Below are 14,270 nucleotides of genomic sequence, written 5' to 3' on the forward strand. Positions count from 1 at the left end.
TGATATTTAAATTTATATAATATCATTTAAAAGGGACTCTGCAGGATCCATTCCCTGAGCTCCAATTAACAAAATAATATCTTTTTTATCTGCCTTATTATAAGTTTCAGTTAAGCAGTCTTTTAGATTGTCATAATGAATAAAATCAACATTGTTTTTATTTAAAGTGTTGAAAAATACTTCCCGTTCTTCATCTTCAACAAAATTTAAATCGTTAACCACATCATTACTGGAAGATAAAATCAATTGAATATCATCGTCCATTGAATCAACAATGGCATCGACATTTAACTGGTTGATTTCAACCCCTCTTGAACCTCTAATAGAACAGACCACATATAAGGTTTGATTTTGAGGGAGCAGTTTTTTTGTCTCGGAAATTGTTGCCCTGATTCCATCAGGATTATGTGCAAAATCATCATAAATTAAAGGTTCATCATTGATTTTGGCAAAACGTCTGTTTAACGCTTTATAAGACTTTACTCCTTCTACAATAACATCAATATCTATTCCTAAAGAGATGGTTGCTCCGACAGCAGACAGGATATTCTGTATGAAGTGAGCGCTTTTAAACGGCAAATCATCAACAGTTAAAATAGCCTTGTCCTGATAGATAATTTCACTGCCGTTAAAGTAAACTGAATCATTTTCATTTATCTCGTTCATAGATGTGTAAAACGGATTTGCAGCATCCAACTTCATTACCAGTTCATCATCATGGTTAAGTACACAAACTCCATCACCAATTACCTTTGGAACAGCGGAAATCTCATCAAACACATCATCAATAGTTTCTACAAGGCCAATATGATCCATTGCAATATTGGTTATGACTCCAACCTTAGGATTTGCCGCCTCACTCATCAGTGCCGCATGGTTTTTCATGATATTTCCCAGCCATCCCTGAACTTCAGATATTTCTATTACAAGATAATCGAGTTCACCGTTAGCTATGACCTCATCGGAAATCAATTTGGAAACCATAGGATCAATTAAAGTGTTGAATTCAGATTCACTGTCAGTATTGGTTAAAACATGTGCTCCTGAAGTTTTTAATATATGATAAATTAAATGTGAAGTGGTTGATTTTCCATTGGTTCCGGTAATTATAACATTTGTGGAATTTGGAGAATACTTCTTAATTGTGTGTGAAAGTGCAAATGCATTGGCCAGCTCTATTTTATCAGTAACTATCAATGGGAAATTAAGCCTCTCAGCAGTTTCAATAGCACCATCCTTTGGTGTTTGAGTAATTAAACAGGCAATATTTTTCTGAAATGCCATTTCAATTCCTTTACTGTTAATCCAATGTCTGATTACAATATCACCAGTGTGAGCATCATTTAAAAAAGTAAATTTACCTGTGAATCCGTCAATCGAAAAAAAATCCACATTTCCTATTAATTGTCCTTGAATAGATTTAGCCAAATCCTGTATCTCCATAAATATCACCGAAAAAAATAATTAAAATATGTACATTTTAGCTAGAATACCTATTGCACACAACAATGCTGTCCATACCCAGTAAGTAACTATGATTTTTACCTCTGACATTCCATAATGATTTAAGGTATGGTGCAGCGGTTCAACAGGCAACTTAATAATGTGTGCTCTGTGAAGTAAACTTATAACGACTGAAATAATCGGCACGCCCAAAGCCAAAACACCAAAGTAAGGAATATCGCATACCATCACTGCCGCAGCATATCCTGTACCTAAAACAAATGAACCGGTATCTCCCATAAATATTGAAGCGGGATACTTGTTAAATACTAAAAATCCTAAACATAATGCAGTCAATATTAAAAATATCGGAATTACATCAGGCTGACCAAATAAGTATCCATAAATACAGCAAGCAAATGAAGCTATTGCAACAATACCTGCCGCAAGACCGTCCATACCATCAATTAAATTAACTGAATTGATTGAACCTAAAACACCTATTATAGCAACAGGAATAGATAAAATTCCTAACTCGAATCCGCCTAAAGAAAGAACGGAACCAGTTAATCCCAAACATAATCCTAATACAATTTGACAGATAATTTTTTCAAGTTCACCCGGTTCGGTTTTGATTGGAACTTCGCCGACGACTTTTACTTTACCCTCATCAAGCAAAGTATCTACTTCTGATTTTGCCTTTGGAGTTGCTACACGCACTTCCTCCTGAGGTTGAACATCCAATCTTCCAAGAGTGATTATTTCATTAGAAATGTTAACAACAACTTTTTGAACTTCTTTGATTTTAAGGCCGATTAAATCATCCACTAATCCTACAATACCTCCTGCAAGCATCATATATAAAACTATTAGAATAGGAGTTTCCTGATAATATAATGCAAAAATTATAGAAATTGTAAATAAAAATGCAATTCCACCCATTGTAGGAGTTCCAGCCTTATGTCTATGTTCACTTACTATAGGATTATCAGTAATCCTTGCTTTAAGCAATATCCTTTTAACATACCATGTAAAGAATATTGAAGCACATAATGTTATTAAAAAAAGAATTAACAAATCTGTATTAAACATCATTACCACACAATTCAACTCTTAGATTAACTTAATATATGTTAATAGTAGTATTTAATTATAACTTATAATTCAAATTTTAAGTCAATTTGTCAACCAAACTTTCTAACTCCTCTTTTGAATTGGCTCTTGCAGTGACTCTTTGATAACCTTTAGGACCATGGACCACAAAATCGTTAACTTCAAATGATTTGACCGGCTCGTTTGGCTGAGGACCTTCATAATCCCCAATCGGAATTTCAGTAGAATAATAATATTCCAATTTATCTGAAATGTCCGCTAAACTAAATTCACCGATTGCCATATTAACAAGTTCACATAATGAGTTAACGCCACAGGTAGCGGTTGTGAGATATCTTGTACCATTAGGACGGGTATTTACCTCAATAGCATATAGCTGATCTCTTTTAGCGGAGTACATGAAATCCATTTCAAATATTCCGTCAGAACCCAAATTCCTTGCAACCTGATAAGCAACATGCTGAACAAGATTGTTATCCAAACCTTCAACCATGCAAGGGCCTGTTTTAACTTTGTTTAATGGATGTGTGCCCTCAATAGTGGTTTCACCCTTATATATTGGAGGCAAAGCAACATATTCACCCTTGAATCCTAAAACCTCTATTGAAATTTCAGATCCTTCAATGAACTCTTCACATAAAGCCTGATCAAACTCATCAAAGTATGATTCGACATCTTCCATTGATTTGGCAACCATAATATCCTTTCCGCCCTGACCTTCACCCTGCTTTAAAACAACAGGAAAATCAATAGCCAACTCATCAGGACTGTTTAAAATTTGATATTGGGGAGTGACAACACCGATTTCATTATAAAATTTTTTGGTGTTGATTTTATTGGATGTCAGCTCAACCGCTTTTACATTTGCGGCAACAACAGGAATATCGTATTCTCTTTCAATTTCCTCCTTCATGTATGCTACATCAATCAGCGGAGGGTCAATTCCAATTAGCGGTACGATTGCATCTACATGCTGCATTAATGCAACCTGTTTTGGACCATCCATACCTCTAGGCACGATAAACACCTGATCGGGCAAATCCAGATTTATTGCTTCTTCATTAGACTCTGTCAGTACGCTTTCTATGCCTTTTTCTCTCACATACCAGTCAATATCATCGTATAATCTTGAACCTATAAATAAAATCTTCATGCTATAATCCCTTTTAATATTTTTACAAATTCATTAGCAGCCATTGCAATTTCTTCTGTTGGCCTATCTTTATAATCCATCGATTTTGGTTCTATTCCAACAAAAATGATTTTAAAATCTGTATCCTTTTCCAAATACTTAACAAAAAAGGACAAGGACATCGAATGAGTTGAAATCCCTATATTTACAAAATCGTCCTTATCAACAATTTTAATGTCTCCCGGATTGCTGTCCATCAAACACGCGTCGACAATGATTAAATGAGTAGGTTTCTCTTTGCGAATTTTGCCTGTGAAATTTTCCGGAACGGTTTGACCATCAATGAACAGCAAGTTTTCATTTTCAATAATTTCGCCTTTTAATCTGCGAATTATATAAGGTCCAACGCCGTCATCGCATTTAAGCTCATTGCCAACACCCAATACAATCAGCTTTTCAAAACCTTCCAAAAAACTAGTTAATTGATTTTCAAACAACATAATTTCACCATTCATAAAATGGATGTTTCAATACTTTCGATTCCATTTCCCATAATATATTTGATTTTAACATTTATAAAATCATTTCTTTTCACTGAAGTCTCTTCTACAGGAACCAATAAAGGAGGGTTCAGCATCGGTGTGGGTCCGCAAATAATATTGTCATTAAGTTTGGTGAATGTTGTAATCTTTAATCCATTGATAATTCCATCATTGATGATTTTGAAATTTATAACCCCTTCAAAATCAGGATTTATCTCATCCAAAAAGTTTATGGTGGAATAAATCACAGGTTTGGAATATTCCTCATATTTGGCGTTTTCATCCCAGTGAATATACTCCCTTTCCATATTAACAAGCTCGGCAGAATTAATAACTCCCTGAGGGATTATTTTACCGTCCTCTTTTAGATATTTTTTAGCATGATTTAAAACCGGAACTTCCTCTTCATCGATTAAAGCAGTGTCCATCATTTCACAAACAATCAAATCGGCTTTTTTATCAAACTTGTAGTTTAAAACATCACTGTTTACAACCTCAATATTATCAAAACAAGACAGGTTTTCTTTGGCACATCCAAATGTGTCTTTTTGTGATTCGATAGAAATGATTTCTTTAAAATAATCATTTAAAAAATAAGATAAGATACCGCTGCCGCAACCTAAATCATAAGCCAAATCGCAGTTTCCATCATATTCACCAATGGCTTCAAAAAACACGGACAGTCTATCCAAATCATTTAATAAATCCAAATGATAAGGAGTGGCTTTAAATTTCATAAAAAAATAAAATAAAAAAATTAATGGTGGTGATTGTGTAAACCGTTGTGGGAATGACCAGGTTCACTGAATTCTTCACCATTAGCAGTACTTGTAAGTTTTACGTGTTCAACACCTTTAAGTCTCATTATCCTTTCGGTCAAATCACGAATTTCTGCTATATCTCCATTTACAACAACAATTTCCATACAATACTTGTCTGTCATGTGTATATGCATGCTTGTATTTATCTCATTTCTGAAACTGTGTTGAATTTCAGCCAAATTTTCCATAACTCCAGTATAATGATGATCGTAAATAATAGTAACTATACCAATCCTTTGACCTTCCATTGAATTCATCCATTGATATCTTACGATGTAATCCTGAAGAGCATCACGAATCCCCTTTGAACGTGATTGGTATCCCCTTTGTTTTAACACTTCATCAAAATCTGCCAATAATTTTTTTGGTAGTGACATACTTATACTCATCATAAAAAAACACATCAATATAAAATTAATTATAATATTATTATATTGACTGACATATATAAATTTTATGATTAAATTGAAAAAAAATATTACTTTTATATTAAGATTTTAAGAAAAAATATTAATCAACCAAAAGATAGTATTGTCCGTCATCCTTATTAATCTCTTTTAAGAGCCCTTTATTCTGTAAGGACAAAATAATATGGTACATTCTAAAATTAGAGAGTTTTAAATCACCATACAACAAATGGCCTTCAAGAGTATATTTTGAAACAAGATTTTTTTCATCCACCAACTGCTGGATTAATTTAAAGGATTCTTTTTCCTTCATGTTTAATTCCAACTCCTCAAGGTCCTTTTTGGAATTAACTGTGTTGAATTCCCTTTCCACTTCAGATAAATTAACCTTATTGTCTTTAAAAACAACCACATTTTTGGCATTGAGCTCCTCTAAAATCTGAACAAGGTCATATTCATGGAATCCCAAATCCTTTCTCAAAACGCCGATAGGAACCCCATCAGGATATTCAACTTCAAATATCTTAACCTGATTCAATACAATCTCTTCGTTTTTAGTAATGGTAATCATATAATCATTTAGTAAATTTATAATAACATTTTAATAAATTATATTACTTAATACTTACGATAACTGCAATTCATTTTCCAAAGCCTTAGCCTCCTGCCTGTTTTTTTCCGCATTTTCTTCAGGAGTTAAGTCGTATGGCCTTGTGAAAAACAACTCCAAGTCGTTTACAACCTGGCAGATTGACATGTGCAGCAATTCCTTTAGAGCCAAACTTTTCTGGACCCTGTTTAGTGAATCATCACCGTAAATCCTGTCATGATCACTTTTGTAGTCTTCACGAATTTTAGTCGGATCCAAATCGATTTCAAGCTGCTCTCTGTCATATTCCTCTGTTAAAACCAAAAAGTTAATCAGTTCCTCTTTTTCATCTAAAAAATCATTTTCATCATCTGCAACAACTTCATGGAAATACTGATAGACTGACTGGAAAACATCCCTTGAAACATTTCCAGTGATTATGGTATCCATAAACAAATCAAAAGTATTTGAAATATAGTATTTGCCGTTTTCGCATTTTGTTTTGAAAACCAGCTCATTTTCTACATTTGCAACATATTGAATAAGAATAATATCCTTGCCTTTTTCAAAGGTGCTTATATCAAATTTAGTGTTTTTCAGTTTGTAATCGGAATTGACTTTTAAAGCATTTTCAACATTTTCTATATCTTCTTTTGATATTTCCATGAACTCTTCAACCATATTAATCTACCTAATAATAATTTAGAATTTTACAATAATAAAAGTATTTATTTATTAAAATGATAATAAAAACCATGGATAGTGAAGACATATTAATCGAACTTAAAGAGTTATCCCCAAAGGACAGCATAACAAAAAATGAATTGATGATAATTCTTAAAAAATATGCTCGGATAATCTCTGTACAAGATTTGATGATGGCTTCAATACGCATGAGAAAAGACGGGGAATACGTTCATGCCAATTATCGTGAAAAATATCTGAAAGTCTACATAAAGTATTTCATCATGAGAATGAAGGAAGTTGCGGACAATAATGATGATATGACCTCCACTATTGATAAGGCTTCCTTTGATAAATCATTTCCTATGCTTGAGAGAACCTTTGAAAAGGAAAGGCTTGAAGATGCAGAAGATGACAAATTCCCTCTGATTTATGTAATAACAGCATTATATACAACATTCATACTGGAAGAACCTATTCATCCTGTCGGAAGCGAGTTTCCAGGAAGTTTAAAAGTGGAGGAAAAAAACGGGACATTTTTCTGCCCTGTAAAAGATAACCAGAAGGACAATGTCAATGCGATTTGCCATTTATGCCTTGCAGAACAAACCCCCAATATCTGAGATGATTAAATGAATATTTGCTTATACGGATCAGGAAGCGAAAATATTGACAAAGTCTATACTGATGAAGCATACAAACTCGGCTGCAGAATAGCTGAATTAGACCATACTCTCGTTTTTGGTGGAGGAGACACCGGAATGATGGGAGCCTGTGCAAGAGGAGTTCATGACAATGGAGGCAAATCACTCGGAATAGCTCCCGAATGGATTGGAAATTTTGAACCGCTATGCGAATCATGCAGTGACTTTATCTATGTCGATTCGATGGATGAGAGAAAAAACGAATTTTTAAACCAATCAGATGCATTTATAATTTCTCCAGGAGGAATTGGAACACTGGATGAATTCTTTGAAATAATAACCCTTAAAAAACTTAAGCAACATGATAAAAAAATTGTTGTATTAAACATTGACCATTTTTTCAATAAGATGATTGAAATGATTGATGAGATGAATGAAAAGGGATTTTTATACAAGCAAGAAGAACTATTTAAGGTTTGTAATACCCTTGATGAAATTTTTGAATATTTATAGATAAATATGGACACTGTTAAAAACTACGACAAAAAACCTGGAAGGTCAATTAAAAGAAGCCTGATTGTATTTATAGGAAACGTGATAGGAATAACCATACTTGCTGTTTTCGGATTGGGCGTTGAAGCTGACTATCTTGATGACATTATGCTGCTTGTTTTGGCAATAAGTTTAATAAATGCTGTTTTATGGCCTATTTTAACAAGATTTCTAATGCCGTTTTTAGTATTGACATTCGGCCTTGGAACCTTGCTTTTGAATGGAATACTGCTTATATATTTAGCACCGCTGTTTGACATACAAATTTCAGGACTAGCTGTCTTTTTAGTGCCCATGTCAATGGCACTGTGGACAACCCTGCTCTGTTCAATTCTTACAGTAAATGACTACAGTTCATATTATAGAAGCGTAATACGTGATGCAAAGCGGGAAAGAAAAAAAGAGGTCAAAAGCTATCCGGGAGTTATAATCGTTGAAATCGACGGTCTTGCCCATGACATTCTGGTTGAGGCCATTGAAAAGGGTTATATGCCAACAGTCAAATCACTGATTGACAATGAAAGCCACAAACTAAAAAGATGGGAAACAGATTTATCCTCACAAACCGGAGCAAGCCAGGCAGGAATCCTTCATGGAAATAATGAAGACATTTCTGCATTTAGATGGATTGAAAAAGAAAATGACAATCTGATGATGCAATGTTCCGGAATTGAACCTGTAAAGATTCTTGAAGAAAGAATTTCCGATGGAAACGGTTTGTTGGCAGATAATGGAGCCAGCAGATCCAATCTGTTTTCAGGAGATACTGATAATGTGATTTTCACATTCAGTAAAATATCTGAATTTAATAAATTATACAATAAATCATGGTTTTCCATATACTCAAATCCAGGTAATTTCGCCCGTATCCTAATATTAATCATGGGAGAAGGAATTAGGGAAATAATTTCACAAATAAAACATAGAATCTTTGACATACAGCCAAGAATCAAAAGAGGAATAAAATACATCGGCCTGCGTGCAGGAACCAACGTATACATGAGGGAAATAAACACAGGAACCCTTATTGGAGACATACTGGTCAGTGATATCGATGTCGCATATTCCACCTATCTCGGATATGATGAAATAGCCCATCACTCAGGAGTTAGAGACAACGATTCCTGGTATGCCCTCAAGGAAATGGACAGGCATATTGCATTTCTGATTGGAGCCACACAATATACATCAAGAGAATATCAGTTCGTAATCCAGTCCGACCATGGTCAAAGTAACGGAGCCACATTCCACAGAGATATGGGCAATCTTTTGAGGAGTTTGTGAAATCACTGCTTCCGCAAGACATTTCAATGTTTGCGAAAATGTCTTCAAACGAAGACCACTTTGCCGAATCATACATTCCATTTTCCGAACAGATTGAAAAACTTCAGAACAGAACTCCAAAAGATGAAGAAGAGGAATTAGGTGATTCTGAAGTTGTAATTCTCGCATCAGGTAATCTTGCGCTGATTTATTTCACACAGTGGACTCACAGATTAACCTATGAGGAAATTGACAGATTTTTCCCTGAACTGATTCCTGGAATTTTGAAAAATGAATACATCGGATTTATGGTAATGAAATCTTCCGAAGAAGGAAACATCGTTCTTGGAAAAAACGGAAAATACTATCTGGACAGCGATGAGTTTGAAGGTGAAAATCCTCTTGAAGGATTTGGAGACAATGTTGCAAAACACCTCAGAAGAAACATTTCCTTCAAATACACTCTAGACATTCTGGTAAACAGTTTCTATGACAGCGAAAAAGATGAGGTATGTGCATTTGAGGAACTGATTGGAAACCACGGAGGAGTTGGAGGAAGTCAGTCAAAGCCGTTTATATTATACCCTTCAGACTGGGAAGTTCCAGAAGAAGAAATCGTTGGTGCTGAAAATATCTATAAAGTATTGAAAGGAAACTTAAAGAGAATTAAAGGAGAAAATAACGATGATAACTGACCAGAAAGTCTTAAAAATCGCCCAAAAAATAGAAAATGCCGGAAATATCGACATCAAAAAAACAATCGAGAAGGCGGCAACCGCAGGCTATCTTGGAGAGGAACACTTTTACTGCACAGTCATTGAAGAGGGCGGTCTGACACATACCGTTCCGGAAATTCTGGGCAACATGTACAAATCACAACCCCTGGACAACTTGTATTTTGACATCATATCAAAAGCTCTTGATCTTGACGGAATCTACATTTCCCTTGCCTATACCACACATAATATGATTGTTCCAGATTCACAATGTGATGAAATTATTGAATATGACGATTACGATTTGGAAGATGATGAATACGAGTATATGGAAGAACATGTGCTAATTTCAGCAGATGCGGTTAAAAAATTCAAAGTTTATGCAGAAGAAGGAATATCAGGTCATGAACGAACAGAAGACGTTGGTTTAATGATTAATATTATTGATGGCGATTATAAAGCATATTTTGCACTAAGATCAACAGATCAGTGCATGTCCAGTTTCAGAGTGCTCCCGTTCAGTACCGATTATCCAAAAGAACATCCCTTATCGTTTAAAAATCCCATCAATAAATTATTGATTGAAATGATTGACCGCACAGTCATCTTAAAAGAATAATTACTTCAAACTTTTACCCAATTTATAGGCCTCATCGGGATATCTTGAAAACTCTGTCATTGAAGGTGTTCCGCAGCCATAACCTAAAACCCTGCCCATATCATTCAGGTTAAGATATCTTATCAAGGTATCATAGTGTGATTCTAATGAATCAAATGTCCAATCATCTGAATTATATGCAACTGTCAATAAAGCTGATTTTAAGTGTTTTTGCTGTATGGAAAAGTTCCTTGAGCAAAACCTGTCAATAAGAATCTTGAGCTGAGCTGACATTCCATAGTAATACAGAGGAGTTACAAAAACAATCATGTCAGAGCCAAGAATCTTTTCCCTGAAATCATCCATATCATCACTTAAAACACATTCCCCCTCATATCCGCAATGCACACATCCTATGCATGGGGAAAGGTCTGCATGTGCTGCATCTATTTCATCAACTATAGGGCCAGCTTCACGAGCTCCCCTCATGAAATTTTCTGCAAGCATATTTGATGAACCTTTCCTGTTCGGACTTCCCTTTAATATCAATATTTTCATATTAAAACCGCTCTTATTATTTCATTTAGTATTTAATGGACAGTTTAGCTCAAAAAATTTCATATCCCATTTCCATAATATGAAATACAAACCAACAGAATATCGTTTTTCACAAAGCACATTAAAAAATCATTTCAAAGAATAAACAATTGATCGAACAATTGTAATTAAACAACAAAAACTAATTGCAACAGGATAACCTAAAAATGCAATTACCAAACCAACAACAAATAGAATTAAAGGAATAATCATACCATTTCTGATATTTAATGCATTTAATAGATTTTTATCTTCAGGATTTATCCTAATCAAAGTTCTTGCCATGAAAAAATGTATCATATTAATTAAAATAAAATCTAAACCATATAACACTTGAGCAAGAAGTGAAAATTGGTTTTCAGCAACAAAAATTGTCAAATATGGAATCAATGAAACAACAAACAATAATGCAATGTTCTGCCATATAATTACCATATCAATTTTCTCAACATGATTATATATCAAATGATGGTACTGCCACAGATTAGTACATATTAAAAAACTTATCAGATAAGCGAAATAGTTACCTTTCAATGCCCCAAGTGCAGATAGTGACGCTTCAGACGGTTGAGGCAAAGATAAAACCAAAACAGTTACAATGATTGCAATAATTGCATCATAAAATGCTTCCAAACGACTTGAAGAAAAGTAAATTTTATTATCCATAATATCATTAAGTTTTAAAAATTATTAAAATTTTTTTCCTATTTCATATGCTTCGATTAATTTGTTCGGCTGGTTTCTCACATCACCCAGATTTCCAACATCCAATACATCCAAAATCTGATAATGCATATTCATATGGAATGGCTGAATTTTTGTAAGCTCAATGTATGAATCATAATATCCTTCAGGACCCAGATGAGTGAATATCAATGCCACTTTGCCAGATAATGGAATTAACGGATTGTGAGTTATCCCATATAATCTGTCAAGTAAAACCTTCAAGTCTCCAGTCATCTGCCCAAAATATATTGGTGTTGACACGATCAGACCCTCAGCATTAGCAATTTCATGTGTTACTTTCAAACCATCGTCTTTAAAGACACAATCCTTTCCCTGCATGCATACTCCACATCCACGACAAGGATGAACATCCAAATCACCAATACAATATTTAACAACATTATGACCTTTTTCTTCTGCCCCTTTAATCATTTCATCAAGCAACATGTCAGTATTTGCATGTTTTCTTGGCGAACCCATCAATGCGACAATATCTATTTTTTCACCTTCAGCATATCTTAAATGTACTTTTTATAATACATAGTAAATACAATTTTTTAAAAAAAAAATGTTTACGCATGCAACATTTTTATATATGTTAAACCTCCTAAATATATTTGAGGTAAAATCATGGAAAATACAATTTTAGGTTTTGGAGCTATGAGACTTCCTCAAACTGATGCAAACAATCCTGCATCAGTAAAAATGGAAGAAACACAACAGATGGTTGACTATTACATGGAACATGGCTTTGACTACTTTGATACATCATATGCATATCATGGGGAAACATCCGAAGACGTACTTAAAAAAACATTAGTCGAACGATATCCTAGAGAATCATACAGGATTGCTGATAAGATACCTACATGGCTTCTTACACATGAGAAAGACAACGAAAGACTAGTTGATGTAATGCTTGAAAGGCTTGGAATCGAGTATTTTGATGTTTTATTAATTCACAACATAAATGCCTCATTCATCAATCTAGCTGAAAGTGCAAACAGTTTCGAATATATCAAAAAAGCAAAAGATGAAGGTAAAGCATTAAAAGTCGGAATAAGCTATCACGACAAAGCAGATTTACTGGATGAGGTTCTTGATAAATATTCAGACATCATAGACGTTGTTCAATTGCAGATTAATTTCATGGACTGGCTGGATGGAAGAGTACAATCCAAAAAATGTCATGAAGTATGTGTCAAATACGGTGTTGAAGTGATTGTAATGGAACCTGTGAAAGGCGGAAGCCTTGTAAACGTAAGCGATAATGTAAAAAAAGCATTTAAAGATTATTCAGACAAGTCAATAGTAGATTGGTCATTAAGATTTGCCGCTTCACATGAAAACATATCAGTTGTATTGAGCGGAATGAGTTCACTTGAACAGATGAAAGAAAACTGCGAAACATTTAAAGACTTTGAAGAAATTACACATGACGATTACAGGTTTCTGATGAAAATGGCGCGCGAAATCAAAAAGACTCTGGCAATTGACTGCAGCTATTGCGGATACTGCGTGAAAGAATGTGAAATGGGAATTCCTATCCCTGATTTATTTAATTTATACAATGGTGAAAAACTGCATTCCCTTCAGGCAAACTACGGAAATTACGGAACTATAACCGCAGCAAATGCACCAGCATCAGCATGTACCCAATGTGGAACATGCATTGACTTTTGTACACAAAAACTTGATATTCCCGAGCTTTTAAAGGATGTTGCAAATCTTTTCGAAAATGTCTAAAAGAGAATTCATACAACTGACCGAAAGGGAAGTAATCAATGAAGAAATAGAATTGATTAAAAATCTTGATGTGCCAAGCTATGTTTATTTCTTCGGACATCATCAAAACAACGTTGCTCGTGTAAGCGGCAACTTTAAGGATAAAAACAAGCTCATTGAAGGTTTTGAGAAAAAACTAAAAGAAATCTCTCCAGAAATTCTTGACATATCTCTTAAAAGAGAATACTTATAAATCAAGAATTTCCTCATAACCTTTTTTTATTTCTTCTTTATAATCATCAGACCTTACATCCTCCTCCAAAACATACAAACCAAAAACAACCATCTCATACAATATCTTATTCATTTGTTTTCCTTTTTCAGTAAGATAATACTCAGTGTTTCTCTTGGCATCATCTTCAATTATCTTTTTAGATATTAATCCATTATTTTCAAGATATTTAAGATTGTCTGATAAAACAACATTGCTCAAGTCCGGTTTATCCTGTTTAAACTCATTAAAATGTTTTTTACCAGCAAACAAATCTTTCATAATTCCAAAAATCCATTTTCTGCTAAGCAAATCGTTTACACTATTTATTGGGCATGCATCTGAATTATAAATTACATTGTCATTCATCAATCTTACTTTGTTATAAGTCTTATATAATTATATCCATTAAGTAAGTTTAAACTAACCAATAAGTTTAAAATTACT

At 34.0% G+C, this 14,270-nt stretch carries 17 protein-coding genes and 1 pseudogene; 6 read left to right on the forward strand and 12 right to left on the reverse strand.

Annotated elements, in window-relative coordinates; translation table 11 throughout:
* Nucleotides 1-12: 12 nt before the first annotated feature.
* From ACKI2P_RS07870 to ACKI2P_RS07905, 8 genes are all read right to left on the reverse strand, one after another.
* A complete protein-coding gene (locus tag ACKI2P_RS07870) occupies nt 13-1,443 on the reverse strand; it encodes a Mur ligase family protein (protein ID WP_407376588.1) in 1,431 nt (476 codons plus the stop codon).
* Between the two features lie 21 nt (nt 1,444-1,464).
* A complete protein-coding gene (locus ACKI2P_RS07875; protein ID WP_407376618.1) occupies nt 1,465-2,535 on the reverse strand; it encodes a glycosyltransferase family 4 protein in 1,071 nt (356 codons plus the stop codon).
* A 79-nt stretch (nt 2,536-2,614) separates the two neighbouring features.
* Nucleotides 2,615-3,709 carry an acetyl-CoA carboxylase biotin carboxylase subunit family protein gene (locus ACKI2P_RS07880; RefSeq protein WP_407376590.1) on the reverse strand — a complete coding sequence of 365 codons (1,095 nt, stop codon included), beginning with the start codon at nt 3,707-3,709 and terminating at the stop codon, nt 2,615-2,617.
* On the reverse strand, nt 3,706-4,131 hold the full coding sequence (gene hycI, locus ACKI2P_RS07885) for a hydrogenase maturation peptidase HycI (protein WP_407376620.1): 426 nt from the start codon (nt 4,129-4,131) through the stop codon (nt 3,706-3,708). Before hycI ends, ACKI2P_RS07880 begins: the two co-directional genes overlap by 4 nt.
* A 68-nt stretch (nt 4,132-4,199) precedes the next feature.
* Nucleotides 4,200-4,967, reverse strand: a complete 768-nt coding sequence (locus ACKI2P_RS07890) for a methyltransferase domain-containing protein (RefSeq protein WP_407376592.1) — start codon at nt 4,965-4,967, stop codon at nt 4,200-4,202.
* Between the two features lie 20 nt (nt 4,968-4,987).
* The gene (gene nikR / locus ACKI2P_RS07895; protein WP_407376594.1) at nt 4,988-5,443 is read right to left on the reverse strand and encodes a nickel-responsive transcriptional regulator NikR; all 456 of its coding nucleotides are present in this window, start codon (nt 5,441-5,443) and stop codon (nt 4,988-4,990) included.
* Between the two features lie 118 nt (nt 5,444-5,561).
* Nucleotides 5,562-6,029: a hypothetical protein gene (locus ACKI2P_RS07900; RefSeq protein ID WP_407376596.1), complete on the reverse strand. Its 468-nt coding sequence runs from the start codon at nt 6,027-6,029 to the stop codon at nt 5,562-5,564.
* Between the two features lie 54 nt (nt 6,030-6,083).
* Nucleotides 6,084-6,728: a hypothetical protein gene (locus tag ACKI2P_RS07905; protein ID WP_407376598.1), complete on the reverse strand. Its 645-nt coding sequence runs from the start codon at nt 6,726-6,728 to the stop codon at nt 6,084-6,086.
* 74 nt (nt 6,729-6,802) lie between these two features.
* Between ACKI2P_RS07905 and ACKI2P_RS07910 the strand changes: the two genes are divergently transcribed.
* The 4 genes and pseudogenes from ACKI2P_RS07910 to ACKI2P_RS07925 all read left to right on the forward strand — a co-directional run bounded on the left by ACKI2P_RS07910 (nt 6,803) and on the right by ACKI2P_RS07925 (nt 10,525).
* Nucleotides 6,803-7,354: a DUF2115 domain-containing protein gene (locus ACKI2P_RS07910; RefSeq protein ID WP_407376600.1), complete on the forward strand. Its 552-nt coding sequence runs from the start codon at nt 6,803-6,805 to the stop codon at nt 7,352-7,354.
* A 9-nt stretch (nt 7,355-7,363) separates the two neighbouring features.
* Nucleotides 7,364-7,888 carry a TIGR00730 family Rossman fold protein gene (locus tag ACKI2P_RS07915; RefSeq protein ID WP_407376602.1) on the forward strand — a complete coding sequence of 175 codons (525 nt, stop codon included), beginning with the start codon at nt 7,364-7,366 and terminating at the stop codon, nt 7,886-7,888.
* Between the two features lie 6 nt (nt 7,889-7,894).
* Nucleotides 7,895-9,885: pseudogene (locus tag ACKI2P_RS07920) on the forward strand (phage holin family protein).
* A complete protein-coding gene (locus tag ACKI2P_RS07925; protein WP_407376604.1) occupies nt 9,875-10,525 on the forward strand; it encodes a hypothetical protein in 651 nt (216 codons plus the stop codon). Before ACKI2P_RS07920 ends, ACKI2P_RS07925 begins: the two are co-directional and overlap by 11 nt.
* Here the strand turns inward: ACKI2P_RS07925 and ACKI2P_RS07930 are convergent, their stop codons facing one another.
* The 3 genes from ACKI2P_RS07930 to ACKI2P_RS07940 all read right to left on the reverse strand — a co-directional run bounded on the left by ACKI2P_RS07930 (nt 10,526) and on the right by ACKI2P_RS07940 (nt 12,310).
* Nucleotides 10,526-11,062 carry a flavodoxin family protein gene (locus ACKI2P_RS07930; RefSeq protein ID WP_407376606.1) on the reverse strand — a complete coding sequence of 179 codons (537 nt, stop codon included), beginning with the start codon at nt 11,060-11,062 and terminating at the stop codon, nt 10,526-10,528.
* A gap of 129 nt (nt 11,063-11,191) precedes the next feature.
* Complete coding sequence (locus ACKI2P_RS07935; RefSeq protein WP_407376608.1) at nt 11,192-11,767, reverse strand: TMEM175 family protein; 576 nt, start codon at nt 11,765-11,767, stop codon at nt 11,192-11,194.
* Nucleotides 11,768-11,791: 24 nt separating this feature from the next.
* Complete coding sequence (locus ACKI2P_RS07940; protein WP_407376610.1) at nt 11,792-12,310, reverse strand: flavodoxin family protein; 519 nt, start codon at nt 12,308-12,310, stop codon at nt 11,792-11,794.
* A gap of 147 nt (nt 12,311-12,457) precedes the next feature.
* Here ACKI2P_RS07940 and ACKI2P_RS07945 point away from each other — a divergent pair, with 147 nt between their 5' ends.
* Both ACKI2P_RS07945 and ACKI2P_RS07950 read left to right on the forward strand, forming a co-directional pair.
* Nucleotides 12,458-13,573, forward strand: a complete 1,116-nt coding sequence (locus tag ACKI2P_RS07945) for an aldo/keto reductase (protein ID WP_407376612.1) — start codon at nt 12,458-12,460, stop codon at nt 13,571-13,573.
* The gene (locus tag ACKI2P_RS07950) at nt 13,566-13,805 is read left to right on the forward strand and encodes a hypothetical protein (RefSeq protein ID WP_407376614.1); all 240 of its coding nucleotides are present in this window, start codon (nt 13,566-13,568) and stop codon (nt 13,803-13,805) included. The genes ACKI2P_RS07945 and ACKI2P_RS07950 overlap by 8 nt, the downstream gene beginning before the upstream one ends.
* Here the strand turns inward: ACKI2P_RS07950 and ACKI2P_RS07955 are convergent.
* On the reverse strand, nt 13,800-14,192 hold the full coding sequence (locus ACKI2P_RS07955) for a winged helix-turn-helix transcriptional regulator (protein ID WP_407376616.1): 393 nt from the start codon (nt 14,190-14,192) through the stop codon (nt 13,800-13,802). The two genes, ACKI2P_RS07950 and ACKI2P_RS07955, sit on opposite strands and share 6 nt — an antisense overlap.
* Nucleotides 14,193-14,270: the final 78 nt, after the last annotated feature.

This window comes from Methanobrevibacter sp. (assembly GCF_045541095.1).
Taxonomy (GTDB): domain Archaea; phylum Methanobacteriota; class Methanobacteria; order Methanobacteriales; family Methanobacteriaceae; genus Methanocatella.

Coding starts and splice junctions, on each gene's coding strand:
- ACKI2P_RS07915 (WP_407376602.1), top strand. CDS start 7,364: ATGAATATTTGCTTATACGGATCAGGAAGCGAAAATATTGACAAAGTC.
- ACKI2P_RS07880 (WP_407376590.1), bottom strand. CDS start 3,709: ATGAAGATTTTATTTATAGGTTCAAGATTATACGATGATATTGACTGG.
- ACKI2P_RS07890 (WP_407376592.1), bottom strand. CDS start 4,967: ATGAAATTTAAAGCCACTCCTTATCATTTGGATTTATTAAATGATTTG.
- ACKI2P_RS07900 (WP_407376596.1), bottom strand. CDS start 6,029: ATGATTACCATTACTAAAAACGAAGAGATTGTATTGAATCAGGTTAAG.
- ACKI2P_RS07870 (WP_407376588.1), bottom strand. CDS start 1,443: ATGGAGATACAGGATTTGGCTAAATCTATTCAAGGACAATTAATAGGA.
- ACKI2P_RS07935 (WP_407376608.1), bottom strand. CDS start 11,767: ATGGATAATAAAATTTACTTTTCTTCAAGTCGTTTGGAAGCATTTTAT.
- ACKI2P_RS07930 (WP_407376606.1), bottom strand. CDS start 11,062: ATGAAAATATTGATATTAAAGGGAAGTCCGAACAGGAAAGGTTCATCA.
- ACKI2P_RS07945 (WP_407376612.1), top strand. CDS start 12,458: ATGGAAAATACAATTTTAGGTTTTGGAGCTATGAGACTTCCTCAAACT.
- ACKI2P_RS07955 (WP_407376616.1), bottom strand. CDS start 14,192: ATGAATGACAATGTAATTTATAATTCAGATGCATGCCCAATAAATAGT.
- ACKI2P_RS07950 (WP_407376614.1), top strand. CDS start 13,566: ATGTCTAAAAGAGAATTCATACAACTGACCGAAAGGGAAGTAATCAAT.
- ACKI2P_RS07925 (WP_407376604.1), top strand. CDS start 9,875: ATGATAACTGACCAGAAAGTCTTAAAAATCGCCCAAAAAATAGAAAAT.
- ACKI2P_RS07875 (WP_407376618.1), bottom strand. CDS start 2,535: ATGTTTAATACAGATTTGTTAATTCTTTTTTTAATAACATTATGTGCT.
- ACKI2P_RS07905 (WP_407376598.1), bottom strand. CDS start 6,728: ATGGTTGAAGAGTTCATGGAAATATCAAAAGAAGATATAGAAAATGTT.
- ACKI2P_RS07910 (WP_407376600.1), top strand. CDS start 6,803: ATGGATAGTGAAGACATATTAATCGAACTTAAAGAGTTATCCCCAAAG.
- nikR (WP_407376594.1), bottom strand. CDS start 5,443: ATGATGAGTATAAGTATGTCACTACCAAAAAAATTATTGGCAGATTTT.